Raw genomic sequence first — 25,770 nt, forward strand, 5'->3', positions numbered from 1 at the left:
GGACTACTCTAACAATCCGCTGTTCGATCCGTGCGGGAGTGTGACGGATCCTGCGGGGCGAATTGTAAAGTCGGAGGCGAGGTCTTGATAAGACAGCACGGCGAGATCAACCCCGTTTCGCGTCAGAAAGCCGCGGACGAAACGTCGGACATCCATCGACGTCAACAGAATAGGGCGGGTTTGACCCGGTTCTGCGTTCGAAAGGACCTGACGTATCTGTGATAGCATCGCTTCGCTTTGCCGATCCTCCAGTGCGAGATAGGGGCCTGCATCCGAATCTCGAACCGCGCCACGCATCACATCCTCGCTCTCGCGCTCGACGACCAGGGCGGACACGATGCCCTCCGTGTTGGCATGGCGGTGGCAGATCTGTCGCTTCAAACCAGAACGGACATATTCCGTCAGCAGGGCAACGTTCTGCTCACGCTCGCTCCATTCGGCCAATGCCTCCAACACGAGACGGGTGTGGCGGATTGGGATACCTTCCTCCAGGAGGCGGCGCAGAACATCGGCAATCCGAGGAATCGGCGTCGTGCGTAGCACCTCTTTCACAAGCTCAGAATATTCCTGCTCCATTCGGCCCAGGAAATGTCGGGTCTCTTGGATGCCCACCAATCGCGGTGCGTAGCGGGTCAACGCTGCATGGACGCGCAAGGCGAGGAGTTCGCCGGGAGCCCTATGCTCCGTGCCGGCGCCCGTAAGGGCCTTTGCAGGGGTATGTTCAACCGGGAGTCTGTCCGTTTTCGGCTCACGTCTAAGGGGGACACCGCTCGAGTCGACGTGCGCTACATCGGCTCGGAGCGCCATCTGGTTTGGATCTAAGGCGTCCTGTTCGACTGGCACGCCCTCGACATCAATTCGGAATTGCGATTCAGGCAGCTGCTCGTCAACCAAGACAGGGATGCGAGGAACGATAATGCCCAGATCGGCTGTGACCAGGAGCGAAACGCGCCCAATATGTTTTTGCAATTCGGCTTGATCGACCGCCTGCATAAGATCTGGCGCTAGAAAAAATGCGATCGGGAATTCCTTCGCAGGCGCGGCTTGCTTAGGCTCCGCTGCAGTTCCACCTTTCGCATCGGCAGTGCCGGCGCCCAGCACATCAGCCTTGACAATGCTTACCGCAGCGAACACTGCGGCCAGCATCAGAAAGACGGGGAGGGGAAACCCAGGAACGAACCCCATTACAACCAGGACGCCGGCCGCCAGTCGCAAGGCTCGAGTGCTGGCCGTGAGCTGACTGACCATTTCTGTACCGAGGTTGATCCTCGCCGTCCCAGTCACACGGGTGACGATGGTCGCCGCAGTAATGGAGAGCAGAAGGGCCGGAATCTGCGATATCAATGCATCGCCTATCGTCAGCAGAGTGTAGTGATGCAGTACCTCGCCGAAGGACATGCCCTTGGAGAGCAGGCCGATCGAAATTCCACCCAGCATGTTGATGCAGATAACCACCAGCCCGGCGATGGAATCGCCCTTCACAAATTTCATCGCGCCGTCCATCGCGCCATAGAGTTGGCTTTCCTTCTCCAATTCGGCGCGCCGCCGGCGGGATTCGTTGGCATCGATGTGGCCGTTGCGTAGCTCTGCGTCGACCGCCATTTGCTTGCCCGGCAGAGCATCCAGCGTGAAACGCGCCGCCACTTCTGCCACCCGTTCGGCACCCTTCGCGAGGACCATGAATTGCACCATGGTGACGACCAGAAATATGACGAAACCCACCACGATATTGCCTGAAATGACGAAATCGCCAAAAGTATGAATAATGCTGCCGGCCTCCCCCTCGGCCAGGATCAGTCGCGTCGTTGCGACCGTGAGCGCGAGACGGAATACAGTGGAAATCAAAATAACGCCGGGCAAAGAGGAAAAATCAAGTGGAGTACTGACATACAGGGCAACCATCATCAGCAGTATGGCCAACCCCATATTGAATCCTATCAGGGCGTCGACCACCACGACCGGGATAGGCATGACCATCATCGCGACAGCCAGAAGCAGCATCAACGCAACCATTAAATCCGGGCTGGCCGGCGCACGCTTGATGAAGTCACGCAGGACGTTGGCCATCGAGACACCTTTGCAATCGGTTGAGACTTACTCTGCTGTTACGCCATGAAACGTGGCTTTCGAACTCCGAAGGCGCCTCAGCCTTGGCCAGCGCGTGACCCTGCATGAGAGCCACAAGCAGGCGCGAAATGGCTGGGCAGCAAATGTTTCCAACGCAGCCAGCTTGTCAGCACCGAGCGCGACAGGATGTTTGGCTGGCCATAGAGTGCTGCTTGATGGGGCCTGCGAGCTTTCAATATTGGAGAGCAGCAATGCGGCCATTCCTGCTCAGCAGCACACGGCTGTCCTCAATACGTTCGACCACCCATCCATCAGCCAAAATGGCGCCGACAAAATACTTCTCGCTGTCGATGACAATATATGGTTGGACCCCATGCCACACAGCTTCGACCGCGATTGCGGATGGCGCCTTCTCCTCTTTGATGAGCACTCCGTTCACCAGTGTTAGAGTACCCTTGGTGCGACGATCGAACGATTGCTGAAGCTTCTGCCAACTGATGACCGATTCAGACGTGACGGTGCCTTCGGCGGTCACAACACCCTTTGCCGACCCAATCTTGACGTCGAGAAGACCCGCTCGATCGACTTCCTCCTGCAGCTCTTGGGCCGCTGCCTCCGTAAGTTCATTGTCAGCGCGGTGACTGATCGTTCTGGACGCGACTTCAGCCCGAAGTGAATTGGGGCTCGATCCACTTGCATTGCCAAGATAGGAGATCGTGCCTGAAAGCGCGCCGATCCCGAGTGAGCTGATTATGACCATGGCGAGCACACCGATCGGTAGGCGCGGTATGCCGGTCGAACCAGGCGGCTCTGCATCCTGCACGGACAAAGCAATGGACATCTCGCCTACGAGCAGGACGACAGGAAGGGGCACAACAACGGACTGGCCTGCGGCGATATTCCGGTTGCCCTCGATACTGAGTCCGGGTGCAAGCGCCTCCAGTTCGATCGACTTGCCAAGAAGAGTTACACGAAGGTGATGCGGTGCCAGTCCCTGCTCGACAAAGACCAAATCGGCATCGAAGCCGCTGCCGATTAAACACTTTTGAAGATCCGTCTTGCCGGTCAGACCGCAATAGTGCCCCGAACGCACTTCGAAACGGAGGGAAACGGCGTCATCCACAGAGCATCTCTCAAACAGGATAGAAGCCGCATGGCAATTGCCATGCGGCTCATTTCGGGACTACGTCGCGTCAATAAGGAGACGCGCTAGGGGGCAGTCTAAAACCCGCTTCCGACATTACGAAACGCGTTCGTCGGCGGCCTTCTTGATGGTCTGGAGATTGGTCGTTAGAGTGCGCAACTGGACACTCCTTTTCGTCGCCTCCAAGCTAACATTGGTTAGTTCCTGCACTTGCGCCTGAAAAGCAGTAGCATCAGCTCCGCTTGTATTGCCGGGAGTGCCACTGTTAGTTTTATCGGTATTGCCGGCGCTACTGGTATTGGTATTGCCTGATTTTTTATTATTATCAACTGCAGCCATGATCATTCCTTTTTCTGTTGGAGTTGTGCCGTCAATAACGGCCTGTATGACCTCACGCCGGATTTCCCGCGTCAGGCATCTTCTGTGTCATCCAAAGCTTCATCGGCCTCAGCCATCGCATCGTTCGCGAATTGGAACGCGAACGATCGCAGGATACTTTGGAAGGCTTCACTTTGTGCTGCAGACTGTGAGTTGTCTTGAAGTTGATCATTTGAAACGGTCCGGTTATCCGCCCGATCGTTCCCGCCAGCTGCCTTGCCATCATTCCCACCAGCTGGCTTGCCATCATTGCCATCAGCCGGCTTGCCATCACCAGAATGCTCGGATTTCGAATCCCCATGGCCCTTTCGGATCAAGGAAGTCCCGAGGTTGCCAACTCCACTCCCAATTGCTGCTATCATCAGGTACTCCGGCATTTGCCATTGGCGGCGACGTGTTAAAGGTTAGCCTCGATCAAGCTAAGGGCGGGAGCTTTCGAGAACCTGACGGCTTTTGACAAAAACCGGCCAGCGCAAAAACGTATGCTCTGCAGGATGTTGCTCTCGCATCGAACAGTCGACCACGATCTCGGCTGTTCGGCCAATCCCGCCGTCCACGCATGCCGCGACCGAATGGCAGCCGCAGCAGCTCGTTTGCATCCTCGATGCTGTGGTGTCGAACAGGAGACACGGTCCACGTGCTGCATGACCGCAATGACCGTATTCTTGCTGGCTCCACGGGCGCACGCAACGAGCAGGAACTCGGTCTTTGCATCACCATTCTCTCGCCTGCACATCACGGCCCGGCGCGGTGAGCTCATTGGCTTCGAGAAGGTCGGCGACCGTACGAACATGGGATGGTCTGCCGGCTTTGGGAGGCCGGTGCGGATCCTCTTCTCACCATATCGAAAGCTTGAAGCGGTCGGATTTTCTTGCCCTGTTCGTGAGAACTCCCATCGTCAGCTAATCGTCAGCCAAGCGGTCTATCTAGGCCGGCCGTGCCTGACCTTCGGATCCAAAGGTCCCGTCTCGACACTTTTTGTAACTATAGATCGAAATGGTCCGCGTGATACGCAACGCACACGCTTCTCTGAAGCAAATGTGTGACTTTGTCGGTGGCGAACGAGAGGAGTGACGCATCAATAAAATCGTCAGGCACGTGTCTAGGAAGGGGAGCTAGCCGAGTTGGTCTGATTTCATTCGCTGTTCCTGGAAATCGGCGGACTGAAGCGCTGATAATCTCAGGACATCGATGGCAACGTTGCGAAAGTCCTGTGAGCTCGGGCCAATCTTGGCCTGCTACTGAGAAGCACTTTGGCGGGAACATTACGCCGTCGCGGGTCTGGCTGACCGTGACGTTAACCGAAAGATGCCGCTGGTCTCGTCAGCCGCCAGCACAATAGCAGCACATTCTCGCCTACTACGGAGACGCAATATGAAGGGCATTGGCCGACCACGGAAATCGCAGGCTGAAACTGGAGCCAGCCGCGCGGGGCGGGCGAGCAGTTCCCTTTCGCAATCAAGTCTTGCTGCGGGAGAAGGTGGACAGTCATTCGATTCCGTTGTGGAGCAGATGCGCTCTGGGGACGCCGATAGGAGGCCCTCCTCCCTTCCAGTTGCGCGCGGTCCAGGCGATGCCCGCGAAAGTCTGCCAGGCGCCTCGATTGGCGAAGATCAAATCCTGAACACACCGCCACGTGGAGCCGCTGCGCCACCACGCGGAACCGTAGCGCCACGTGGCGCAGCCGCAAGGCGGCGCGGTTCTCCCTCCATGTCTGAGGGCGAAGCCATGGCGCCGGTCGGTAGCCAACTATCAACCGCGCAGGTGGAAGGCACCAGCTCATCGTCAAATAAAGATATCAGTCCGACACAGCTCAGAATGAACAGTCTTGTTCAACAACTGACTGATTGCGAGGCTGCGGCCAGGAAAACCGACGTCCCCGAGGAGGCGGTGGAGCTGATCAGTGGGGTCGTCGATGCAGCCTCAGCAATTCTGGAGTACCGCGCTAGCCTGCCTGCGGCTGAGGCGCAGACAATTATGCCAGACGACAAGGTGCGTAGATGTTGCCAGATCGTGTGCGACGCCGCGAATGAAGTAGACAAACTTGGCCTGTCGACGATCACGAAATTGGACAAAAAGACCAAGAAAGCGGCAGGTATGGTCGATAAACTCTACTCCTACTCCCAGGCGGACCGGCAGGAGCTGTTGATTTTAAATGTGGAGAACCACCATACGGCGGCAATTAAGTGGTGGGAAAAAAAGGCATGGCGCTCCGAACGGCAGCGATCCGCCTGCGCTGCCACCGCTAGCCTATCCAGTGGAACGCCCGTGATGCGGGAAGCCGAGCGGTGCGCACTGCGGCTGCGTGCCGGCTCGGTACTGAGTGTCAGGATCTGGCTGGTCCGTGAGCGGATCGGTCTTGCGCGGGCCAAGATTGAACTGCGGGCGAGCAGGTTCGAGCCAGATTTGAAGGAACTCCTCGTCGGTCGAAATGGAGTGGTGCAGCTGATGGCAAGCGCCGCTCAAGAAGCTCTTCGCGCCCTCTCTTTGGCGAAGGGCATAATGGATGATGGCAAAACACTCAACGCTCATGATTGCGCGGTTGTAGAAAAAATCATGGAGCGGCTTTCGGATTTTGGATTGGCGTTGCACGAGGTGCATACCAAGCTAAGCCATACCTACCCAGATGCCGGCCTCCCATTGAAACTGTTCGAACGGATCGTGGACGATGCATGGATCACTGCGCACGATGCCATGCACTTGTTGAACCTGCAGTCTCCGCCGTCAGCCATCATGGCGCCACAGGCCCAGGCGGGCGCTGCGATGCCGGCCAGGGCAGGCGCTGCGATACCGGCTGACACTGCTGGTACGGCTGCAGTGTCAGAAGGCACTACAGCGCGAAGGAAAGGGAAGTCAAAGCATAAGTCGGCAGCTCGCGCCGGGACTTCTGCCGCCGGGCAGCCATCAACACCAGTCGCTGCGAACGCCGGCACAGTGCCAGCAGCCAAGGTTCTCGCGCGCTCGGATCAAGTTGCGAGTACACAGGTGAGAGCGCAAGAGGTGGCTGCGAGTTCGTCGGGGGCAGGCTCGACAATCGGGGGCGCCGCGTTGTCAATGGAGGTATTGACGGAGCGGCTCAAACGATTGGACGAACTTTTGCAGTTCGATCTGGCCGGTCAGCAAAGCGTCGTCTCCCAAGTGCGCCAGATGAAGCCTGAGGAGGCCGGTAAGGTCGTGGACGATGTGGCCCAGTACCTGCGAGCCCAGGCCATTGAGATGCAAACCTGTCTCGCCGGGTTGCAGGGGCGTAATGTACGCCTGCTACTCACCTCCACCCAGCTACCCAAAGTGCACGAACGCACAGACCAGCTCAAAGGGTTGCTGAACATGGTGCTGGGACAGGCCAACGCATTGAATGAAGGAAAAGCCGGCATTACGACTGATTGCATGAAGACCTACGCATTTCCGGCGCAAAAATACCTGGAACATTTGTGCAATGCCGACGAATTGATGCCGCCGGAGGCACCGGTCGCGCTGCGTGGCGAGCCAGGAAAGCTGTTTGAGATGAAGCTGCAGCCCAAGATGCTGGTCAATGGTGCGATGCCGAGCCCGATGTGGGTGCACATCCACACGAGTCGCCCCGTCATGGCCAGAAACTTGGAAGGGCTGGCTGATTCCGAATTCACCGCTTGCCACGTTAAATCCAACGAACAGCGCGGCTACAATCGAGAGCGAGAGGAAGCCGATGCTAGGTCCGGTCGCGAGAAGGTCATAATTCATCGCGGCAAACTCACCCCCGCTTTCTGTAAGTCCTTGTTGACCTCAGGGCTTGGCCGCCAACCACGCCATTCGCGTGCCGAGCTCCCGTCGGCGCAGGCTGCATGACAGGGCACTCAGAATGCGGCCGGCCACGCTGTGAGTCAGCGAGCATTTCTCCTGGCCAAACCGCGAATGCCGCTGCGCGAGTTGCGGTCCGGCGATTGGAGTCGATCGGCTACCGTCAGGGCCGATTTGCGATGTCGCGTTACCGGCTGTTGACGTGGCGGCGTATCTTGCCTCCCATCCAACTTATCGCCGAGATCGCGCCGCCAAGATCGAGGCGGAAGGTCTTCCTGCGAGCGCGGAGCAGGCATAGCCGATCCGATCGGGATCGGCGCATCGCAACGACCCAACGGTGTGGTGGAGAAAATTGGATTCGGGAGAGCTCGGTTCCAAGAGGCGGAGTTCCGGCCCGAATACAATCCGCTCGCAAGCACCCACGATGCGCATCCGCAGTTTATTGTCTGGGAGATGGGCTGGATTGCTCGGCGGCGCTGGCGCTAAGGCGGGGCTGTCGCCGGACAATTAGCATTCACTGCCAACAGCCTTGCAACCGTCACCAGTTGCAAGGCTCGGCGGCGGGTCGACAAATCACATGAAATCGTCGTCGGACCCGCTATCGCTGCTGTCGCTATCCTCGGTTTTGTGGAGATAGAGTGGAGGTTTGCCTGCACGCTGCCACTCACCGGCACTGTTCTTCGTCCATTTGTCGGGATGCTGCGTAGGGTCAAGCACCAGGTCGCCATGATCCACTTCAACAAACCCCATCGTCTGCGCGCGCGCTTGTGCTTCCGGATTAGCCGCACGCCAATTCAGCAACGGTCGGTCGCCGTCTATCCGAAGTTGATGCTCCAGCAGAATATCGCCCGCATTTTCGACGAGCGGATGGGCGACTTGAAGATCCACTATGGAAGTGACCTCAGTTCGACCAGGAAATTGTTCCCGCCAACTTTCCGATTCGAACTCGTTCATGCTGAATCCGCCTTCCATTCTCAGCAGTCCGGCACTCCGGTCTCCCAATTGGTAACTGAAATATCGCGCGTGCTCCGTATCTCGACGGATGCCATATTGCTGAGCAACGTCCGCGGTGCGCCTGGCTCGTGACGATACGAACTCCGAATACTCTTGAGGATTGTCGGCGATGTGCGTGATTTCATCACCATGAAATTGCCTCACCTGTCTCCTGAAGGAAGTCCTGTTGATCTCCACCACAGGAGGTCGGGAATTGAGGGAGTATGCTTGGGGAGCCGCCGATGATGAGGCGCCGCTACCTTCCGATCCGGATAAGTGCATTCGGGCAAATGTGTCCGCGAACCCTTCGCTTCCTGCATCCGATTGCTCGCCGGCATTATGCGCGCGGTAACTATCGGATGAGCCACCAATTCGACCATACATGACGATTCGTACTCCTATGTTTCGCAACCGAGCTCAAGTTAGCACGGCTGTTCAACATAGGGCGCTTAGTTGACGACTAGCTGACGAGGGCATTCCAACGGCTGCACCAATCAAATCCGCACTGCCGGCCTCAAAACCTCGGACTGCGCCACGCACCGGCCAGCAGAGGCTGCAAGGTCATGCCCGGAGGACTTGCCGTAGTTGCTGGGTGGCAGATCCGAGGGGAGTGATTGCCCCAGGCCCGCGGTTGCGCGGTTGGCCTGACAGAGACACTGGGGCACGGATGGCCAGCCGACATTTGCCACTAGCATGGAGCCAGGTCAGTTTTGAACTGGGCAGTCGTGGACTTCCATGACTAGGCCAAGCCTGCGGCAAAGAATGCTTTCGCGACAGGCTGGAAATATTGCATAGGAACCGCGTGGCCGAGTTTTGTAGTGCCTATCAGCTGACGCGCTAAGACATGGTCATGGACGATCGTCAGGCGTAGTGCCCGCGCCTCGCTCAACACATGTGAAACGCGCTCACCTTCGGCACGGCAAACTAAGAACGGCACCCCGGTTTCACCGCGAACGTAACGCAGACCGATCAGGACCGCCCTTCCTGTTAAGACCAGCGTGGCGCGATGCACGCCAAGCGCAGGCTCGTCGGCCGCCTCCTCGCGGATGCGACGCTGTTCACCTTTCAACTCTGGCGCTCCTTGCTGATCCTTCGACTCGCGCGTCACTTCGGTATTGGTCATGCGCATTTCGCGCAGATACAACGCGCGCTGGAGCAGAAGATCGATCAGTCCGCCGACCAGCAGTGCGCCGGCGCCAATTCCCATCAGCAATTTTGTCTCCATAAAGATGAGGCCAACACAGCCCATGCCGCAGATCGGCAGAGGGACCATTGTCTTCCACATCCCGAGAAGGACAATGGAAAAGGTTGCGCTGAGAACCAATACCTTGAACATGGTCTTGCAGACTTCGACCATGGAACGAGCAGACCCCAAGCGCTTCAGCCCTTCAAAGGGGTCAATTTTCTTAAAGCTGAGCTTCATCGGCTCCAGAGAGAAGACAAATCCACCATTGGCTAGCAGGCTGGCCAAAATCACCGCGGCGACAAGGGTTCCAAGCAGCGGGCCAACAGCCGCGACTGTGAGTTGGACGAGCACAACCAATGCCTGCGGCACCGCGGTATCGAAAGGTAGGCTCTGCAACTTGGTGGCTAATAGGAGCGCTTCCCGGCATTTGTCCTCGATCACGCTGCCTCTTAGCCAAAGGTAGCCGAGCCCAGCGCAAGTCCCGACCGCGCGGACGAAATCGGAGCTACGTGGCAGCTGTCCTTTTTTGCGCGCTTCACTTAACTTCTTCGGGCTGGCGGCGTGTGTCTTCTCTTCACTTGTGTCGCTCATGGCAGCAATTTGTCGAACCACTCCAGCACGCCGTTGGCACGTGTGACCTCCAGTTTCATGCTCTCCACCAGATAGGCAGCGTAGGTGACCATGAGAACTGGAAAGACAATGTTCTTGATTGCCGGAGACAGTTGGCTCGCCTTAAATTGCGGGGCAAAGCGACGCAGCAGCATCATCGATATATCAATCAGTATCAGGAAGAACACGACAGGCCCCGAAACCAATAATGCCGTGCGCATTATGCTGTCGAGAAGCCCCAACAACTCCATTGCTCCTGGCCCGCTCAGTGTCGGGTGAAACTGATACACCGGCCAGATCAAGTAGCTGCGGTACAGGACACTGATCAAAGTTTCCAGGCCTCCTGATCCGACGAATATGGCAATCGCAGTGATCCCCAGAAAAACGCCCATCGCGGAAGCCTGACTGTTCGTCGCGGGATCGGCCGAAGCGGTCGGGCTGCTGATGCCGCGTTGGTTGTCGATAAGCTCCCCGGCAGCCTGAAGGCCCCAAAGCGGAATGCCAAGAAAAGTGCCAAGGAGTACACCGACAAAAACTTCCTTGAATCCGAGCAGGGTTAGCTGGATCAGGCGCGTATCAGGATCCAGCGCCGGCAATCCGCCGCTGACGTGTGCCAGGCATGGTAGTGCGAAGCCAACAGCCAAACAGCCCCGGATCAGCCCACTGATCTGCGAGCGTGTGAATACGGGAAAGATCAGCATGATGCCCATCGCGCGGGCTGCCCCAAGACCTGCCGCAACGACGAGTTCGAAAGCCGTCTGGATCAGAATTTGAATATCGGCCGATGGCGCGTCCATGGGGCGGACTAGTAGCTAAGTGTCATTGCGGGAAACTCGGTGAAGATCTGATCGGCTAGCTCTATGAGCGGGGCGCTTAGCACAGGAGCAAACAGCCCAATCACCGCGACAACGACCAGAAGCTTCACGGTGAGCGGCAAGCTTTCATCCTGGATCTGCGTCGCCGCCTGGAGGATGCCGATGACGAGGCCGACAACCACTGATGCAATGAGCGGCGGTAGAATCCAGATCATGAAAACCACCAGTGATTGGCTCATAAGAGTAATGATGCTGGATTCAGTGATGATCAGCCTCCCGGTAACGTATAACTCAGCACAAGCCCATGCATCAATTTTGACCAACCATCAATGGCAACAAACAAGAAGATCTTGAACGGAACAGATATAACAGTTGGTGAGACCATCGACATACCCATTGCCATCAAGATAGTTGTCACTATCAGATCTATAACAATAAAAGGCAGATAAAGTAGAAATCCTATCTCAAATCCGCGCTTCAATTCTGATAGCAAGAAAGATGGTACAAGTATTGCAAAGTCATCAGGCGTGGCTGCAGCGTGCATTTCCTCTGGCCAGACCTTTTCTGTCGAAGATAGGAAAAATCGCCGCTGCTCTTCATTTGTGAATTTCTTGAGATGCTCGCGCAAGGGCTCACTTCCGGCTTTAGCGGCGCTTACCCAGTCGTCGAATGTCTGATAGTGGAGCTTGGGATCCGACATGCGGTCATAGGTCTGCTCAGCAACGGGCGCACTAACGAACATAGTGAGGATCATCGCCGCGGCGTACAGCACCACATTGGGTGGTATGGTCTGGGTCCCGAGCGCATTGCGGACGAGGAAAAGAACAATTGATACCTTTACAAAGGCCGTTGTCGTGGCAACTGCTAAAACCAGCAGACCGAGTCCGGCGGTAACCGCAAGAAGCGCCAGGATTGTCGGCTGAGCTTCACTCATTGCATGCAAACCCGCCACGGAGCCTGATGCCCAGCTCTTCTCCGATGCGGACAATGTCGCCACGCCCGATACGCTGACCATTGGCCACTATGTCGACCGGGCCGTCGATCGGCCATCCAAGTTCAAAAATATGCCCTTCGCCGGCACTTCTTAATTCCCCAAGAGAAATAGGCCAGCGGCCGCATTCAAAGACAAGCACGATCTCGACATCGTCGAGATCCTTAGTAAGCTCCAGTTGCGATCCGGGTTGTGTCATATGCGCACTCTCCAAAGGACACGGTCGCGGGCGGAAAGGCCCCCGCAAGATTAATTCATCGCCGTCAAGATCCGCCTCGGCGCACAACTGGCCGACAGCTAGGGTGATCTGGCCGCGGCCGAACGGCGCAATATCGGGCAACAATGCATCACCGACACATGCGCTTCGAAGAAGCGCCGCAGGAAGGCGAAGCGTGCCGACCTCTCCTGCAACAATGAGCGGGAGCTCTGGAGGCAGCCCGCCCAGCTGCCGCGGCAACTGGGCAAGCAGTTCGCCTAGCGCGCGAAACGCAGGCGGTACTAAGCCGTCAAGTGGCGTGAACAGGAATAGACGGCCCTTGCCCTTGACCGCGCCGAAAATGATGTCGAGTTCAAGATGAGGAGCCAGCATCGTGGCTTCGCATACCCGCACGAGTTGCACGTTCAGACGCGTCGTCTCCTCCAGTCGAGTGACAAGCGGCTCCAGAGCGAGTTCGAGAATTAGCGAAGCAGTTGGCTCGGAAGGGAAGGCCAAGCCGTTCTGCACTGTCGTGATGAACTCCTCTACGAGCGGGCGCGACAGTGACAAGATGACCGTTTCGGCTCCCACTCTCCAGACGCAGTCAAGCATCGGAATGGCAGCAGGTTCCTGCTGCCAGACAAGCCCTGCCGTTCGCACCGATAGCGGCACCTCGTTGATCCGGCTTTGAAACGGCGTGCGCGGCGCTGCTGTATCATTGAGCCACGAGACAACCGTGTGGGACAGTTTCAGAACTGGTTCGAACATGGCGGGTGTGACCGCAGCGCCTATCAAAGACTGCACGGTCGTGTCATTCGGACGACCTCTTGCGACCGTCGGATCCGGTTGCGCGGCATTTAGGCAAGCGACCCCCTCGCATATTTCAGCAGTATCTCATCGTCGGCCTCGATCTCGGCTGCGGCCTCCGAATGAGTCTCGACGGCGCGCCGCACGTCGTCCTCGATTTGTTGCCATTTGTCCCTTGCCGCCGAACATATGACCCATAGCTCCCTCGTCCTGGACGCCGCCATCTCAGCCTCCTCTTGAGCGATTTGGGTATCATCAAGCATCTGCCGTCTGGAATTGATCTCAGCGGCAAGTTGTTCAGTGTGAAGGCGGTGACGGTCGAGCGCTGCGCTAGACAAGTTGTCGAGTGACATCAGATGCTGATAGAGCGCTGCTTCTTTTCTTGAACAATGTTGCTGTATCATTGCAAGCTCCCTAGAGGCATTTTGTACGGCTGAGGCGGCCACATCGCGCTGGGCTTCCTTCTTGGACAGCTCGCCAAGGGCACGACGCTCTTGCATTTCCTTCAGAAGCCGTATACTCGAAGACTGAATCCAGTTTACGCGGTCAGACGCGACATCCATGCGACCGTCTCCTCGAAATCTGACGCGTCATCTTCGCTCTGGCGCAGAAACTCCCTCAGTTCGTCGATTGACGCGACAGCCCGGTCAGTCAGGGGATCTCCACCTGGCTTGTATTCGCCAACATTGATCAAGAACTCGGTCTCGGCATAGCGCGACAGGAGCTCGCGGAAAATGGATGCTGCCTTGCGATGTGTCCCCGAAACGACTGCATCCATGACGCGGCTGCGACTCTGCAGCACATCAATAGCGGGGAAATGCGATCGCGCCGCAATAGCGCGTGAGAGGATGACATGGCCATCGAGAATACCACGCGATTCCTCGGCGATTGGATCACCCGTGCCATCACCCTCTACAAGCACCGTATAGAAGGCCGTGATTGAGCCCCGCTCACCCATGCCGGCGCGCTCGAGCAGGCCTGGCAGCATGCCAAAAACGGAAGGAGGAAAGCCCCGTCGCGTCGGCGGCTCACCCGCAGCAAGGCCTATTTCGCGCATAGCGCGGCAGAAGCGCGTCAGCGAATCCAGCATGAGAGCAACGCGTAGGCCTTGATCGCGGAAATATTCCGCGAGCGCAGTCGCCATTGGAGCGCATTGCGCACGCTCTACCGCCGAGCGGTCGGATGTTTCAACCACGACGACCGTACGGAGAAGGCCCTCTTCACCAAGATTCCTTTCGATGAATTCACGAACTTCCCGTCCACGTTCGCCTATGAGCGCCACTATGACGACGTCAGCGGCGGCACCCTTTACGATCTGTGACAACAGCGTCGACTTGCCACCACCTGGCTCGCCATAAATCCCGATCCGCTGGCCCTCGCCGCACGTCAGCAGACCATCGAGGACACGGACCCCAAGCGGGAATGGCCGCTCAATCATGCGCCTCGTCATCGGATTGGGGGCTCTGCCATGCAGGGGCCGAGTTTCGACGGTCTTGATTTCGCCTTTGCCGTCCAATGGGCGGCAACGACTGTCGATCACGCGACCGAGCAAATCGCCGCCGACGGGCACCTCACGCATTCGGCCAGTGGCCACGACCTCTGCGCGGCTGGATAGGCCCACCAAGTCCCCGATCGGTGTCAGCAATACACCATCACCCGACAGGCCGATCACCTCGGCCTCGAGCGACAGCCCGGTTCGCGGGTCCTCTAGGAGGCAAAGTTCCCCAATACGAGTGTCTGGCAAGACGGCATGAACCAGTGTGCCGATAGCCCGCGTGATCCGACCGCGCACCGCACGCGTGTCAATTCGCTTGGCCGCAGCCCTCAAAGACGAGATTGCTGGAACGAGAGCTCGAGTGTGGGCGTCAGCGTTATGTTCTGGGACGGGCTTTCTCATAGCTCGCCTTTCTCACAGAGCGTCCCGAAACCAAGGCGCAGCGCGCGCATCTGGGCGTCAAGTCCAAGGTCAACATTGCCGTACTCGCTCCACAGCACGCAGCGTTGCGGCGACAATGTCGGGTCGGGCTCGATCCGCACCCTTGGTCGACCATCCTGGCCGTCGCATCGAGCAAACTCTCGTGCAAGCATGTCGACTTGCATGGGAGAAACATGAAGGCAAACGTCGGCGCCGCTGTATTGACACTCTATGGCGTGACGAACAGCCCTCACCAATAGCTCGCCCGGATCGAAAGCGCCGATAAGATCGCTCAATATTTCCATCACGAGCTGCGGCAATTCCTGCTCCAGAGCCGCCTTTCGTCGCGCGATTTCGGAGATTGTCTCCGCAATCAACCCTGCCATCTCCTCGGTGCCTGCATTCGAGCCCTCCATGTGGCCGCGCGCCCACGCCCGCTGGTAAACCGCGCGTGCCCAGTTTCGAACGCGCTGCCGATGCCGTTCTGCCGCGGCAAGGGCTTGCGCGGCGCTGTGCCAGGTTTCGAGCTCGCTCGCGGGTATCAGTGGTCCGACTGGACGCATCTGCGGCGCTATTGGCCCCTCGGAAAGTTCGACTGTCATTTCACCGGGGTCTCTGTCTCAAAATGAGCTACTACAAGTGAAAGCAATTGGCCGGCGGCGGTCCAATGCTCATGTGCTGGAGTCTCCGCGGCAGTCCCCTCGGGCAATCGAAGAAGCACGCGGTTACGCTCGGTCGCTGAACTGTCCTGGAGCCAAGCTCCAAGACATGCGTGTCCATCGTATTCGATTTGCTGAGCGAGTTTTTCTGGGTCCGAGATCAGTCTTTTGTCAACAGCATGCAGCAGGTGTCGGATTCCGAATGCGTGTGCATCCACGCCGATGCGTTTAACAAGGATGGCAAGCTCAGGCTGAGAGACAAACGCGACCAGCGAACGGGCATGCCAGATACTACCAGCAAGAAGGGTCGCTCGATATGGATCATGCCCGCGTAGAAGGTCCGGCCTGCAGCCGATGTGGTTCAGATCCACGTCATCGTTGCCCAGCAATTCTGCCAGCCTTGGATGCAGTCTGGAACACTTCTGCAACTTCACTAACGTTTCGGCCGATAACGCTGGATCAAGACGCGCCGCAAGACGGGTTGGATGGGCCGAAGCCGCAAGCTCGCTCGCGCCCGGAAAGTGCGGACCATCAGGTCGGGCGGTCTGTATAGGCATTGGCAATGAGATGTCACCCACGTCCAATTGCAGGCATTCTTTTGCGAATGGCCTCGACAGCAGAAGCATCCCGGCGCCCCTCGACCTTGGAAACGCCGGTTGATTGCTTGCGCCGACGCGTAACAACGCCGATCAAGAGATAACAGGCCACGGCGAATACGGCTGCGGCAAAACCTGTTACGGTCGCCAGAAGTGGCGCAGGAAGAGGTAGTGATGCTTGTGGCAAAACAGCAGTCGGATCGGGCCGTTGCTCGTGTGCGGAACGTTCTACCGGCACCAAAACCACTTCCACCTTATCGTAGGACAGGCCTTCGATGCTGTCGGCTACAAGCATCTTTATCTTTGGCAGCAGAGCCGCGACATTTGTTTTTGCGTCGTGCCTGATAAACACCGAGGCCGAGGATGGCGTGGCACCGGCTCGCACAAGGTCGTTATGCGGCAGCACGACGTGAACACGTACAGAAAAAACGCCATCGATATCGCTGATCGTCCGCGACAACTCTTCGCTCAGGGCATACACGTAACGGGCACGCTCTTCGGTCGGCGAGGCAATCAGGCCTGATCCTTGGAATATCTCACCGAGGTTCTTGAAGGATTGGCGCGGCAGCCCCTTGGCGTTCAGAAGGTTGATTGAGAAGGCGAGCAGCTTTTCGTCAACCTGGATCGTGCTGGTTCCATCCTTGGCGACCACCCGGATCGCGGCGACCCCGTTGTCTTCAAGAAGTGCGAGCATTTCATTTGCCTCACGCTCTTGCAATTGCGTGTAGAGGTCGGCTTTGCAAGCAGTGAGGGCGACGAGAACTGGCAGCATGACAAGTCTAACCGACCGCCACCCTGACAGGCCACGCATGATTTCGCCCTCGGCCAAGCCAATCATGCGCGCGGTTCAGCCTTCCTTCAAAAGTTTATTCACGGATGATGTGACGCCGCTGACGCCTTTGGAGATAAGCGCCACCTGGGTGACGCCGTTGTAAACATCCCGAAGACCAGCCATCATCGTTTCGAAGTCTTGCCCTTGTTGGGGAATGCCCGAGATTCCGGTTCCCGCCTCACCTGGAACGGGAAGCTTCTGCGCCGGTCCCGGTAGAGCGCCCTTCGAAAGGGCTATGTCATGGTCGAGCGCGGGGAAGGAAACAGTGTTGTGTGGATATAGGGAGGAAATCGTCTGCAACACGCGATCGCCCATGCCGCTCGTCGGCGCAGCCGCGCGCTGAACATCCATCGCCGCAGCAACTGGCGCCGCACTCGCTGGCCCCGCGGCGGCATCGTTTTTCAGCGAGTCGGCTGCATGCCCTAAGGCGCGCTCAAACTGGGCCTGCTCGACAATCGACGGTGATCCGACCCTGGGGAGGCCAGCCGTTAGAGTGGCAGAGATCGACGTGACAGGCATCATCATGTAAGGACTCGGTTGCTCTCTCTGACCGGGCGAGCCCCGCCCATTCATCACCCGGTGTCGGCGCAACACTCCTAGGGGGGCAAGCTGACAACAAGCTGACTAACGGCGGCGTCATTTCGACAATCTAAAATCTCTTCGGCAATTTAGTCACTTGTGATGATTTCAGCGTTTGGTTTATCAGTGCGACATGCCGAGAACGCTTATCCAACCCGTCACCCTGCATGTTTTGAGACTTCTTTGTGCCGGGTTTTTTCTGTCCACCGGGATTCACCCGGCGCATGCAGTCCCGCTGTCCCTTCCGGCGACACCCTATAGATACACGGTTCTGGATCAGGAGCTCGCTGCAGCGTTGCAGGAATTCGGCAACAACCTGAATATCAGGGTCAACATCAGTCCTGCGGTGAAGGGGCGAATTCGCGGACGTATGCCTGATTTGCCACCGCGCGCGTTCCTCGACCGCTTGACGAACCTTTACGGTCTACAATGGTACTATGACGGCCTTGTGCTCTATGTGTCTGCTGCACAAGAATCGCAAACTCGAATGCTTTTGATGACGTCGATTCGCTTCGATGCGTTCAAGGGGGCTCTCGACAAGCTTGATATCTCCGACGAGCGCTATGTGGTCAAACCCGTGCCAGGCAATGGCCTCGTCTTCGTTTCCGGTCCACCGCGCTTCGTCGCACTCGTGGAGCAGACCTTTAACGGCTTGGTGGCGCAGGCGCAGGCGCAGACTCACATAGCGGCAACGCCAAAGGAATCAGTGCTGATCTTGTTTCGCGGCTCCTCCACTACGGTCGTTCGCGACGGACGACCGGATGCTTCTTATTCTTCTGACATCCCACAACAGGATAGCGTTGGCGGGAAGCCTGAGCTGGGCAAGAAATGAACATTGAGGATTTCCCGCAGCTCTGAAGAACATGACTGCGGCTACCCCTTTGTGAACTCTTCGCAAACTCGTCAGTTTCTCGAAAGCTAATCCGCTCATGATGAGTCCCGGCAGCTCTCGCGGTGACTCCGGCCATTGTGTTGGACCGAACCTTGGAGCCGGCCCGGAACACAGCAATTGAAGGCAGGGCAGGCGCATTCGTGACCTGCCGACGCTTGGAATTGTCGAATTTTGTGAAACGCAAGGGATCTTCTGTCGGGGTCTCTTGTGGGGATTTCAACGTCACGTCTGAGGATGCATAATGTCGGCCAGTAATCTTTCAACTTTCTACCGCTCAAATTCGCTACAGTCCGCAAGGGGTTGGCCGGGCCTGAAAGTTTCCCATTTTGCGACCCAGCATCAGCAAAGTGCATCGTGCTTCGAAGCGATGCTGTCCACTTGTGTGCTGGCAGACAAGCCCGGCTCTTTCGCGCAAGGGGATCTGCCAGCGTCGAATCTTGATTCGACAATGGATAAATTGCGGCAGGACCCTTTGGGCCATCTGGCACCGGATGTCTTGACATTGAATGGCTTGGAGCAACACCCACTGGATCTGCTGCCGCCAAATATGAGGGCGGCTCTCAAGGAGGACCAATCGCAACGCTCCAAGGCGACTGAAGCCCAACATCTGCTCGGCGTCACTCCGAAGATCGAGCCGGCTCCCAGGCCGAGCCCCGGAATCACGTGGAACGGTGGGTCGCTGACCACGGCTGAGTTGCAGATTGTTGCGGTACTCAACCGTCACAAGGACCAATGCCCGCTTACTTGGAAGTCGTTGACCGACAAAGCCAATGATCCCTCTACGCCACCGGATCTGAAAGCGGCGATCCAGGGACTGCAGCAGGATTCGGGACTTTTTTATGCGATTGGCTCGCAGGGCGACGGCCGCTGTGGAGGCAAGATCAACGCCAAGGACTTGGCCGGATTTTCAAACCACCACCCACAAGTTGCTGCATTTCAGGAAGCCCAAGCGCGAAGCTACGAGCAGAACTACATACCATCCGACGGCAGCGGAGGTTTGCAGCCTTCGGTCATGACCTTGAGCGATGCCTTGCGGGAGTTTTACCGGTACTCCGAAAATCTGTCCAAGGACCTGAGTCTGGATGAGTTCAAGAAAATGGTCGGCGGCGAATCGAAAAACGGCAAATTTCCGCCCCAGGTCATTGCGGCGGCGCAATATTTCCTCGATCACCCCGATGCTTGGAACCAGTTGTGCGGTGGCTCGAAAGGGAAGATGCACAAAGAGGATTTCCTGCAAGTCGCCTCATCGTCGATGAGCCTCACGCAAACTGAGCTGAATACGGTCGAGATGATCAAGGACCATCAGGACACGTTCTTTGGAAGCGGTGTTCTGACTCGCGACAAACTGGCGAAAATGAAAGACGACAAGAGCCTTGATCCGAAAGTGCGGGAAGCAGCCTCTCAGCTCCTTTCAGATCCTCTTTTGTTTGGCCTCCTGAACAATTCGATCACGGGCTATAAGACCCATCATAAATTCTTCGACTTTGGCGGCGGGCATACGGTTGATTCCGGCAATATCAGCAAAAAAGACTTTGCCCATTTTTGCACAAACATGTCGTCTGCGAACCGCAACGTTCAGCAGCCAATCACCCACGGCGCCCAAACCGCAGAAGAGCAGAATGCCGTCGCGGACATGAAGATGGGCCTGATGGACCAGCCTGACATTAAGTCAGCCAAAAAGAACGGCGGGGCCGTCATGCACGTCGTCGACTCCGTGCTCAAAATCGAGACGAAAGTGCTCGACTTGGCGGCAACGGCGGTGGGACTGCTCAGCTTCATTCCGGGCCTCGGACAAGTAGCCGATCTTGCCTCGATGGTTCTCGAGGCTGAGTCGCAAGCAGCCAATCTCCTGCGTACGGCCATTAACGGAGGCGATATGAAGCGAGCGCTGGAGGAAGCTGGCCTCAATATGGCCGCGCAGGCGATCGGCCTTATCGCAGGCCCCGAGGTCAAGCTGGCCATTCGAAATGGGCTCGTAAAGCACCTGATGGAAGAGGCCTTGGCGGCAGGCATTGATCTTTCGGTCTCGACGGCGCAGGACTACGCAGAAGGCTATGTGAATAACCTCAAAGCGCGCCTTGCAGGCGGCCCTGAGCAAAGCCTAGGCCTTCCGAGCATGCCATCATTCCAGAGTGTGGCAAGCAATGTGCCCTTCGTCGGCATTGCCTTATCCTAGCCGTCGCCTTGCGCGGAAGCTTTGGCTCGCGCGCTGACATAAGGGTCATTGTGGCACAAGCAGGGGTTCATCCGCATCAACGCAAGCGGTGTTCCTGACGCCATCTGGATCGGACTGTGAGGGGGATGTCCGAAGTCTGTGAAGACTTCGGTATATGACGACTTCAGAGTTACGCTGAGCCCAGCCATCTCGAGCCGGTGCGCCGGGTCGAGGTTTTCACGGGCGCCGGCCGGTAGCGGGAATGGTCTCCGGAAGGCACGGCGCGGATGGTGGCGGAGCGGCGCAGCCGAAGGAACGGCTGTCGCGCGCCCAGGGCGGCCTCCCGAACAGCAGACGATGATCTCCTGCCTTGGGCCTATATCCTCGTGCCACGCTCAAGGCAGTCGGCTGAAAACAGCGCTGATTTAAAACAGCATTATCCTGCACTGCACCCTCGATCCTTGCGCTCACCGATCGCTCGTCGACACGCACGCGGTCAAGTCGTTATCGGCGCTATGCCGATGGGCTTCGAGAGCAAGGTGGACGCTGAGCGGTGCGTCAGCCTCAGGGCGCGGCTGGCCAGCTTTGGGTCTCACGCTCTATGACGGCAACACCCGGCTGATCCACTTGGCCTGTTCGCGGGCTCCCGGCAGCGGCGCGGAAGCCACGGTCCGCCTTCCTCGGCTTCAGGCCAAAGATACCGCAGCATGCTCCAGAGCTATGTCTGCCGCCTTCGCCCCATCGTCGCTGGTCATGTGGAAAGGACAAGCAGGCTACGCACCCTATAATCCCGTCGGGCAGGATTCGACAGTCGACGGCGAGACATTCGCCAAACCTCCCCCTTGATTCTCAGCAACGTTAAAAAAAATTCACATAATGTTCGTGAGTGTAGTCTCCTGTCAGGTGGTACATTAGCCCCAATATCTGGCGTCTTAGTCGTAGAAAGGACTGTGATCTATCTTCCATTAGCATCCATACCAGCGGATTTACAGCAAATGACGAGAGAGGTCTCATGCGGATTGATGGGGATAGAAGGGCTAGCGGCTTGCTGCATCCCGTCCGGGTTGATGCTAACCAATGTTGACACTGGTAAATCGCCTAAGGACGGCAGCGCATCTTGATCGCCTTCGAATCCTGGGCCTTTGCGCGCATGCGGATCTAACCGTCGGCGAGCTGGCCGATATTACCGGTCTGCCTCGCGAGCAGGTTCGACGCCACGTTCGGCGGCTGGTCAGAGCCAACTTTCTTTGCTGCAACGAACAACGTCCGCAGTCTTCGTACCATATGCAAGCAGGAGGCAAGGATGGCGAGCTGGCTCAATTGGTGGTCGATCTCCTGCCCCACGATGATGGCCATCATAAAAGAGACCTACAACGCCTGGAAGCAATACAAGACGCGCGGTTGAAGGGACCGCCTGCTTGATCGTGAAATAGATCAGTCCAAATGGAGCGCGACTACCATGGATAACTCCGCCGGCGGCGCCATCGCGCAGCCCGACACTTACGGGCGGCCTCACTTAGCCGCCGTCGACTCCCGCGTTCACGAACTGCTTCTAAGACAGGAGCGTCAGGAGCGGACAACTCTCAAACTGATCGCCTCCGAGAACTTTGCCTCCTCGGCGGTGTTGGAAGCGACCGGGTCGATTTTCACCAACAAGTATGCCGAGGGATACCCCGGTGCGCGCTACTACGCCGGAAACGAGATCGTCGATGAGCTTGAGACCCTCGCGATCGAGCGCCTGAAAGCGCTATTTGGCAGTGAACATGCCAACGTCCAGCCTTATTCAGGCTCGCCAGCCAACCAGGCTGTCTATCGCGCGCTTTTGAGCCCCCGTGACAAAGTCATGGGCTTGCCTTTACCCGAAGGCGGCCATCTGACTCACGGTTGGTCCGTCAATTTTTCCGGCAGCGATTATCAGCGCGTCCCGTACAGGCTGCACGAAAAGACACAGCAAATTGACTATGACCACTTGCGCGAGACCGCCAAGCGGGAACGCCCGAAGCTAATTTGGGTCGGCGGAACTGCTTATCCGCGTATTTTTGACTACGCGGCAATGGCCGAAATTGCTTCGGAGGTGAACTCGTATCTGGTGGCTGACATCGCCCACATCTGCGGCCTGGTTGTCGCAGGAGTGCATCCGAACCCCGTGTCCCATTGCGATGTGGTCACCAGCACCTCTCACAAGTCGATCCGCGGTCCCCGGGGTGGCTTCATTTTATCAAGGAATGAAGACCGTTATCAGCCCCTCCATCATCCGAAGAGCAAACACAATCTGGCCAAACGTATAGACCGCGCCGTGTTCCCTCTTCTGCAAGGCGGACCGCATATGAATACTATCGCCGCGCTTGCCGTCGCTTTGCAGGAAGCAGCGAACTCGTCCTTTCGTGTCTACGGTCAGCAGATCGTCCACAACGCCAAGGCTCTGGCCCAGGCACTTCTGGAGCGAGGTTATGAACTCGTCACCGGGGGCACTGACAATCACATGCTGATCCTTGATCTTCGGGACCGGTCGCTGTCAGGCAAAGCCTATGCGGAGCGCTTATCGCGTGCAGGCATCATTGCGAATTTCAATATGGTCCCGGGCGACCGGCGGCATCCGGCGCTGACAAGCGGCATCCGCTTAGGGACACCAGCGGTGACGTCCATGGGCATGCGCGAAACGGAGATGGTGCAGATCGCCGCTTTCATCGACTCGGTCTGCCGCCAGCCCGATGACCAGGAAGTTCATGCGAGCGTACGAAGAGACGTTGCCGACTTCTGCACTGCGTTCGATGTTCCCGGCATCCCCGACCGATAAGCCACCCCAATCCAGAAACTCCTCACTAACTCCAGCACTTGAAGCGAGGGCATTTTTATGACCAGGCAGTTCGTGTTCTCTTCCGAATCCGTCGGCGCGGGACACCCCGATAAGATGGCAGACAACATCTCCGATGCCATTCTCGATGCGGTCCTGCGCACCGATCCGAAGGCGCGCGTCGCCTGTGAAGTGTTGGTGAAGACGGGGATGGTCGTTGTGGCTGGCGAGATCACCAGCCATGCCCACATCGATTACAGCCAAGTCGCCCGCGATACGATACTCGATATTGGCTACGACGATGATGCGATTGGCTTTGATGGTCGACGTTGCGCCGTCGTTCTGGCCCTCACCGAGCAGTCGCCCGACATAAGCCAGGGCGTTGATGAAGGACGAGGGCAGGATCTCGGGCAAGGGGCAGGGGATCAGGGCATCATGTTTGGATTCGCATGCAACGAGACGGATACATTGATGCCCCTGCCGATCCAACTCGCTCACCATTTGACGAAAAGACAGGCCGAGGTCCGGAAAGCGGGACAGCTTGGCTGGCTGCGTCCGGACGTGAAATCTCAAGTGTCGGTACGCTACGAAGGGCTCCGCCCGGTGGCGCTGGATACCATAGTCCTGTCAACGCAGCATGACGAAGCGGTCTCACAAGCCACGGTCCGCGAAGGCGTCATTGAGGAGATCATAAAACCGGTCCTGCCGGCCCACCTGGATACTTCGGGGATCAGATTTCTGGTCAACCCAACAGGGCGGTTCGTGGTCGGTGGGCCTGCCGGCGACTGCGGCCTCACAGGACGGAAGATCATCGTCGATTCCTACGGTGGGACCGGGCGTCACGGCGGCGGTGCCTTTTCGGGCAAGGACCCATCCAAGGTTGACCGCTCGGCGGCCTATGCCGCCCGGTATGTCGCGAAGAACATCGTTGCCAGCGGCCTTGCGGAGGTCTGCGAGGTTCAGCTTGCCTACGCGATCGGCGTGGCCAGTCCGGTTTCTGTCATGGTCAATACCTTCGGAACCGCAAGGATCGAGGAAAAAAGGATCGAGCGCCTTGTTCTCGAGGTTTTCAATCTCCGACCGAAAGGCATCATCAAGATGCTTGATCTCTTACGGCCGATATACCGCAAGACGGCGACATACGGACACTTCGGGCGTGAAGAGCCTGAGTTCACTTGGGAGAAGACGGACAAAGCTGACGATTTGCTGCGTGAAGCCGGACCGGCAGCTGCGTGAGGGCGGCTGGATCAAGCGCATGCGGCAACCCATTTCAACTCGCGAGACCACGCCCGGCCGGCGTGGCAAGAAGCCGGCTCGGGTTTTGGCGGAGATTTTGATGCCGGATTATGACGTGCTTTGCATCGGCAATGCCATTGTCGACATCATCGCCCAGTGCGACGAGGAATTCCTCGAGACCAACGGCATCATCAAGGGCGCGATGAACCTCATCGACACACAACGCGCCGAACTGCTCTACAGCCGCATGGGCCCGGCGATCGAAGCGTCCGGCGGCAGCGCCGGCAACACGGCGGCCGGCGTCGCCAGCTTTGGCGGCCGCGCGGCCTTCTTCGGCAAGGTCTCCAACGATGCGCTGGGCGAAATCTACGCCCACGACATCCATGCGCAGGGCGTCGCCTTCGGCACCACGCCGCTCAAGGGTGAGCCGCCGACGGCGCGCTCGATGATCTTCGTCACGCCCGACGGCGAGCGCTCGATGAACACCTATCTCGGCGCCTGCGTCGAGCTTGGCCCTGAGGATGTCGAAGCCGACAAGGCGTCCGGCGCCAAGGTCACCTATTTCGAAGGCTATCTGTGGGACCCGCCGCGCGCCAAGGAGGCAATCCGCCAGACGGCGAAGCTGGCGCACGCGGCAGGCCGAGAAGTGTCGATGACGCTGTCGGATTCGTTCTGCGTCGACCGCTACCGCGACGAATTCCTCGACCTGGTGCGCTCGGGCACGGTCGACATCGTCTTTGCCAACAGCCACGAGATCAAGTCGCTCTACCAGACATCGTCGTTCGACGAGGCGCTGGCCCAGATCCGCAAGGATTGCCGGATCGCCGCCGTCACCCGCTCGGAAAAAGGCTCGGTGATCGTGCGCGGCGACGAGACCGTGGTGATCAAGGCGACCGCCATCAAGGAACTGGTCGACACGACGGGCGCCGGCGATCTCTATGCCGCCGGCTTCCTGCATGGCTACACGCAAGGCCGCGACCTGCAGACTTGCGGCGACCTTGGCTCACTGGCAGCCGGATTGGTGATCCAGCAGATCGGCCCCAGGCCCCGTCAGAATTTGCGCCGCGAGGCTGAGCAGGCGGGGCTGACCATTCCGGACGTTCAAACGAGTTAGTGGCCTACCTTCCCGTTGTGCAGGCTATCTCGCCA

Annotated in this window: 23 protein-coding genes; 7 read left to right on the forward strand and 16 right to left on the reverse strand. The window is 57.9% G+C overall.

The features are described from left to right. Nucleotides 1–3: 3 nt before the first annotated feature. The 4 genes from sctV to CK219_RS23495 form a co-directional block, all read right to left on the reverse strand. A complete protein-coding gene (sctV, locus tag CK219_RS23480; RefSeq protein ID WP_063169272.1) occupies nucleotides 4–2,067 on the reverse strand; it encodes a type III secretion system export apparatus subunit SctV in 2,064 nt (687 codons plus the stop codon). Nucleotides 2,068–2,299: 232 nt separating this feature from the next. Further along, complete coding sequence (locus CK219_RS23485; protein ID WP_024505382.1) at nucleotides 2,300–3,190, reverse strand: hypothetical protein; 891 nt, start codon at nucleotides 3,188–3,190, stop codon at nucleotides 2,300–2,302. A gap of 117 nt (nucleotides 3,191–3,307) precedes the next feature. Next, on the reverse strand, nucleotides 3,308–3,550 hold the full coding sequence (locus CK219_RS32315) for a nodulation protein NopA (protein WP_224570034.1): 243 nt from the start codon (nucleotides 3,548–3,550) through the stop codon (nucleotides 3,308–3,310). A 71-nt stretch (nucleotides 3,551–3,621) separates the two neighbouring features. Next, nucleotides 3,622–3,951 carry a hypothetical protein gene (locus CK219_RS23495; protein WP_081714433.1) on the reverse strand — a complete coding sequence of 110 codons (330 nt, stop codon included), beginning with the start codon at nucleotides 3,949–3,951 and terminating at the stop codon, nucleotides 3,622–3,624. Nucleotides 3,952–5,299: 1,348 nt separating this feature from the next. On the opposite strand from CK219_RS23495, the gene CK219_RS23500 reads away from it, so the two are divergent. Next, entirely contained in the window at nucleotides 5,300–7,414 is a 2,115-nt protein-coding gene (locus CK219_RS23500) for a hypothetical protein (RefSeq protein ID WP_224570035.1), read from the forward strand. 525 nt (nucleotides 7,415–7,939) lie between these two features. On the opposite strand, the gene CK219_RS23505 is transcribed toward CK219_RS23500, so the two are convergent. The 12 genes from CK219_RS23505 to CK219_RS23560 form a co-directional block, all read right to left on the reverse strand. Then, nucleotides 7,940–8,743 carry a hypothetical protein gene (locus CK219_RS23505; RefSeq protein ID WP_024505378.1) on the reverse strand — a complete coding sequence of 268 codons (804 nt, stop codon included), beginning with the start codon at nucleotides 8,741–8,743 and terminating at the stop codon, nucleotides 7,940–7,942. 355 nt (nucleotides 8,744–9,098) lie between these two features. Next, entirely contained in the window at nucleotides 9,099–10,136 is a 1,038-nt protein-coding gene (locus CK219_RS23510; protein WP_024505377.1) for an EscU/YscU/HrcU family type III secretion system export apparatus switch protein, read from the reverse strand. Beyond that, nucleotides 10,133–10,951: a type III secretion system export apparatus subunit SctT gene (sctT, locus tag CK219_RS23515; RefSeq protein WP_063169270.1), complete on the reverse strand. Its 819-nt coding sequence runs from the start codon at nucleotides 10,949–10,951 to the stop codon at nucleotides 10,133–10,135. Before sctT ends, CK219_RS23510 begins: the two co-directional genes overlap by 4 nt. An 8-nt stretch (nucleotides 10,952–10,959) precedes the next feature. Further along, a complete protein-coding gene (locus CK219_RS23520) occupies nucleotides 10,960–11,208 on the reverse strand; it encodes an EscS/YscS/HrcS family type III secretion system export apparatus protein (RefSeq protein ID WP_081714428.1) in 249 nt (82 codons plus the stop codon). Between the two features lie 29 nt (nucleotides 11,209–11,237). Further along, nucleotides 11,238–11,903 carry a type III secretion system export apparatus subunit SctR gene (gene sctR / locus CK219_RS23525; protein WP_029354851.1) on the reverse strand — a complete coding sequence of 222 codons (666 nt, stop codon included), beginning with the start codon at nucleotides 11,901–11,903 and terminating at the stop codon, nucleotides 11,238–11,240. Continuing rightward, nucleotides 11,896–12,924, reverse strand: coding sequence for a type III secretion system cytoplasmic ring protein SctQ (sctQ, locus tag CK219_RS23530; RefSeq protein ID WP_095769044.1), 1,029 nt, complete (start codon nucleotides 12,922–12,924; stop codon nucleotides 11,896–11,898). The genes sctR and sctQ overlap by 8 nt, the downstream gene beginning before the upstream one ends. 89 nt (nucleotides 12,925–13,013) lie before the next feature. Next, on the reverse strand, nucleotides 13,014–13,526 hold the full coding sequence (locus CK219_RS23535; RefSeq protein ID WP_063169269.1) for a hypothetical protein: 513 nt from the start codon (nucleotides 13,524–13,526) through the stop codon (nucleotides 13,014–13,016). Continuing rightward, complete coding sequence (sctN, locus tag CK219_RS23540; protein ID WP_063169268.1) at nucleotides 13,502–14,860, reverse strand: type III secretion system ATPase SctN; 1,359 nt, start codon at nucleotides 14,858–14,860, stop codon at nucleotides 13,502–13,504. The genes CK219_RS23535 and sctN overlap by 25 nt, the downstream gene beginning before the upstream one ends. Beyond that, nucleotides 14,857–15,480 (reverse strand): type III secretion system stator protein SctL, encoded by a 624-nt coding sequence (sctL, locus tag CK219_RS23545; RefSeq protein WP_024505371.1) that lies wholly within the window; start codon nucleotides 15,478–15,480, stop codon nucleotides 14,857–14,859. Before sctL ends, sctN begins: the two co-directional genes overlap by 4 nt. After that, nucleotides 15,477–16,163, reverse strand: coding sequence for a nodulation protein NolU (locus CK219_RS23550; protein ID WP_210326671.1), 687 nt, complete (start codon nucleotides 16,161–16,163; stop codon nucleotides 15,477–15,479). Before CK219_RS23550 ends, sctL begins: the two co-directional genes overlap by 4 nt. Continuing rightward, nucleotides 16,108–16,971 (reverse strand): type III secretion inner membrane ring lipoprotein SctJ, encoded by an 864-nt coding sequence (gene sctJ / locus CK219_RS23555; protein ID WP_024505369.1) that lies wholly within the window; start codon nucleotides 16,969–16,971, stop codon nucleotides 16,108–16,110. Before sctJ ends, CK219_RS23550 begins: the two co-directional genes overlap by 56 nt. A 9-nt stretch (nucleotides 16,972–16,980) precedes the next feature. After that, nucleotides 16,981–17,490: a nodulation protein NolB gene (locus tag CK219_RS23560; protein ID WP_024505368.1), complete on the reverse strand. Its 510-nt coding sequence runs from the start codon at nucleotides 17,488–17,490 to the stop codon at nucleotides 16,981–16,983. 187 nt (nucleotides 17,491–17,677) lie between these two features. On the opposite strand from CK219_RS23560, the gene CK219_RS23565 reads away from it, so the two are divergent. The 6 genes from CK219_RS23565 to CK219_RS23590 all read left to right on the forward strand — a co-directional run bounded on the left by CK219_RS23565 (nucleotide 17,678) and on the right by CK219_RS23590 (nucleotide 25,735). Beyond that, complete coding sequence (locus CK219_RS23565; protein WP_024505367.1) at nucleotides 17,678–18,376, forward strand: secretin N-terminal domain-containing protein; 699 nt, start codon at nucleotides 17,678–17,680, stop codon at nucleotides 18,374–18,376. A gap of 301 nt (nucleotides 18,377–18,677) precedes the next feature. Beyond that, entirely contained in the window at nucleotides 18,678–20,612 is a 1,935-nt protein-coding gene (locus CK219_RS23570; protein ID WP_024505366.1) for an HrpF/NolX family T3SS translocon protein, read from the forward strand. A 1,056-nt stretch (nucleotides 20,613–21,668) separates the two neighbouring features. Then, on the forward strand, nucleotides 21,669–22,013 hold the full coding sequence (locus CK219_RS23575) for a helix-turn-helix domain-containing protein (protein ID WP_082826567.1): 345 nt from the start codon (nucleotides 21,669–21,671) through the stop codon (nucleotides 22,011–22,013). Between the two features lie 37 nt (nucleotides 22,014–22,050). After that, nucleotides 22,051–23,388: a serine hydroxymethyltransferase gene (glyA, locus tag CK219_RS23580; protein WP_063169266.1), complete on the forward strand. Its 1,338-nt coding sequence runs from the start codon at nucleotides 22,051–22,053 to the stop codon at nucleotides 23,386–23,388. A 57-nt stretch (nucleotides 23,389–23,445) separates the two neighbouring features. Next, entirely contained in the window at nucleotides 23,446–24,621 is a 1,176-nt protein-coding gene (gene metK / locus CK219_RS23585) for a methionine adenosyltransferase (protein ID WP_063169265.1), read from the forward strand. 100 nt (nucleotides 24,622–24,721) lie between these two features. Further along, nucleotides 24,722–25,735, forward strand: coding sequence for an adenosine kinase (locus tag CK219_RS23590; RefSeq protein ID WP_063170366.1), 1,014 nt, complete (start codon nucleotides 24,722–24,724; stop codon nucleotides 25,733–25,735). The last annotated feature ends 35 nt before the right edge of the window (nucleotides 25,736–25,770 follow it).

This window comes from Mesorhizobium sp. WSM4313, assembly GCF_002294725.1.
GTDB lineage: Bacteria > Pseudomonadota > Alphaproteobacteria > Rhizobiales > Rhizobiaceae > Mesorhizobium.

Excerpts from the sequence above, each read along its gene's own strand:
- CK219_RS23560 (WP_024505368.1), bottom strand. The coding sequence starts at position 17,490 with ATGATGATGCCTGTCACGTCGATCTCTGCCACTCTAACGGCTGGCCTC.
- CK219_RS32315 (WP_224570034.1), bottom strand. The coding sequence starts at position 3,550 with ATGGCTGCAGTTGATAATAATAAAAAATCAGGCAATACCAATACCAGT.
- sctR (WP_029354851.1), bottom strand. The coding sequence starts at position 11,903 with ATGAGTGAAGCTCAGCCGACAATCCTGGCGCTTCTTGCGGTTACCGCC.
- CK219_RS23590 (WP_063170366.1), top strand. The coding sequence starts at position 24,722 with ATGCCGGATTATGACGTGCTTTGCATCGGCAATGCCATTGTCGACATC.
- CK219_RS23520 (WP_081714428.1), bottom strand. The coding sequence starts at position 11,208 with ATGAGCCAATCACTGGTGGTTTTCATGATCTGGATTCTACCGCCGCTC.
- CK219_RS23550 (WP_210326671.1), bottom strand. The coding sequence starts at position 16,163 with ATGCTTCTGCTGTCGAGGCCATTCGCAAAAGAATGCCTGCAATTGGAC.
- sctN (WP_063169268.1), bottom strand. The coding sequence starts at position 14,860 with ATGAGAAAGCCCGTCCCAGAACATAACGCTGACGCCCACACTCGAGCT.
- CK219_RS23500 (WP_224570035.1), top strand. The coding sequence starts at position 5,300 with ATGTCTGAGGGCGAAGCCATGGCGCCGGTCGGTAGCCAACTATCAACC.
- glyA (WP_063169266.1), top strand. The coding sequence starts at position 22,051 with ATGGATAACTCCGCCGGCGGCGCCATCGCGCAGCCCGACACTTACGGG.
- CK219_RS23495 (WP_081714433.1), bottom strand. The coding sequence starts at position 3,951 with ATGATAGCAGCAATTGGGAGTGGAGTTGGCAACCTCGGGACTTCCTTG.
- sctJ (WP_024505369.1), bottom strand. The coding sequence starts at position 16,971 with ATGATTGGCTTGGCCGAGGGCGAAATCATGCGTGGCCTGTCAGGGTGG.
- sctQ (WP_095769044.1), bottom strand. The coding sequence starts at position 12,924 with ATGTTCGAACCAGTTCTGAAACTGTCCCACACGGTTGTCTCGTGGCTC.
- CK219_RS23575 (WP_082826567.1), top strand. The coding sequence starts at position 21,669 with ATGTTGACACTGGTAAATCGCCTAAGGACGGCAGCGCATCTTGATCGC.
- CK219_RS23570 (WP_024505366.1), top strand. The coding sequence starts at position 18,678 with ATGTCGGCCAGTAATCTTTCAACTTTCTACCGCTCAAATTCGCTACAG.
- metK (WP_063169265.1), top strand. The coding sequence starts at position 23,446 with ATGACCAGGCAGTTCGTGTTCTCTTCCGAATCCGTCGGCGCGGGACAC.
- CK219_RS23505 (WP_024505378.1), bottom strand. The coding sequence starts at position 8,743 with ATGTATGGTCGAATTGGTGGCTCATCCGATAGTTACCGCGCGCATAAT.
- CK219_RS23510 (WP_024505377.1), bottom strand. The coding sequence starts at position 10,136 with ATGAGCGACACAAGTGAAGAGAAGACACACGCCGCCAGCCCGAAGAAG.
- CK219_RS23535 (WP_063169269.1), bottom strand. The coding sequence starts at position 13,526 with ATGGATGTCGCGTCTGACCGCGTAAACTGGATTCAGTCTTCGAGTATA.
- sctT (WP_063169270.1), bottom strand. The coding sequence starts at position 10,951 with ATGGACGCGCCATCGGCCGATATTCAAATTCTGATCCAGACGGCTTTC.
- CK219_RS23565 (WP_024505367.1), top strand. The coding sequence starts at position 17,678 with ATGCCGAGAACGCTTATCCAACCCGTCACCCTGCATGTTTTGAGACTT.
- sctL (WP_024505371.1), bottom strand. The coding sequence starts at position 15,480 with ATGACAGTCGAACTTTCCGAGGGGCCAATAGCGCCGCAGATGCGTCCA.
- sctV (WP_063169272.1), bottom strand. The coding sequence starts at position 2,067 with ATGGCCAACGTCCTGCGTGACTTCATCAAGCGTGCGCCGGCCAGCCCG.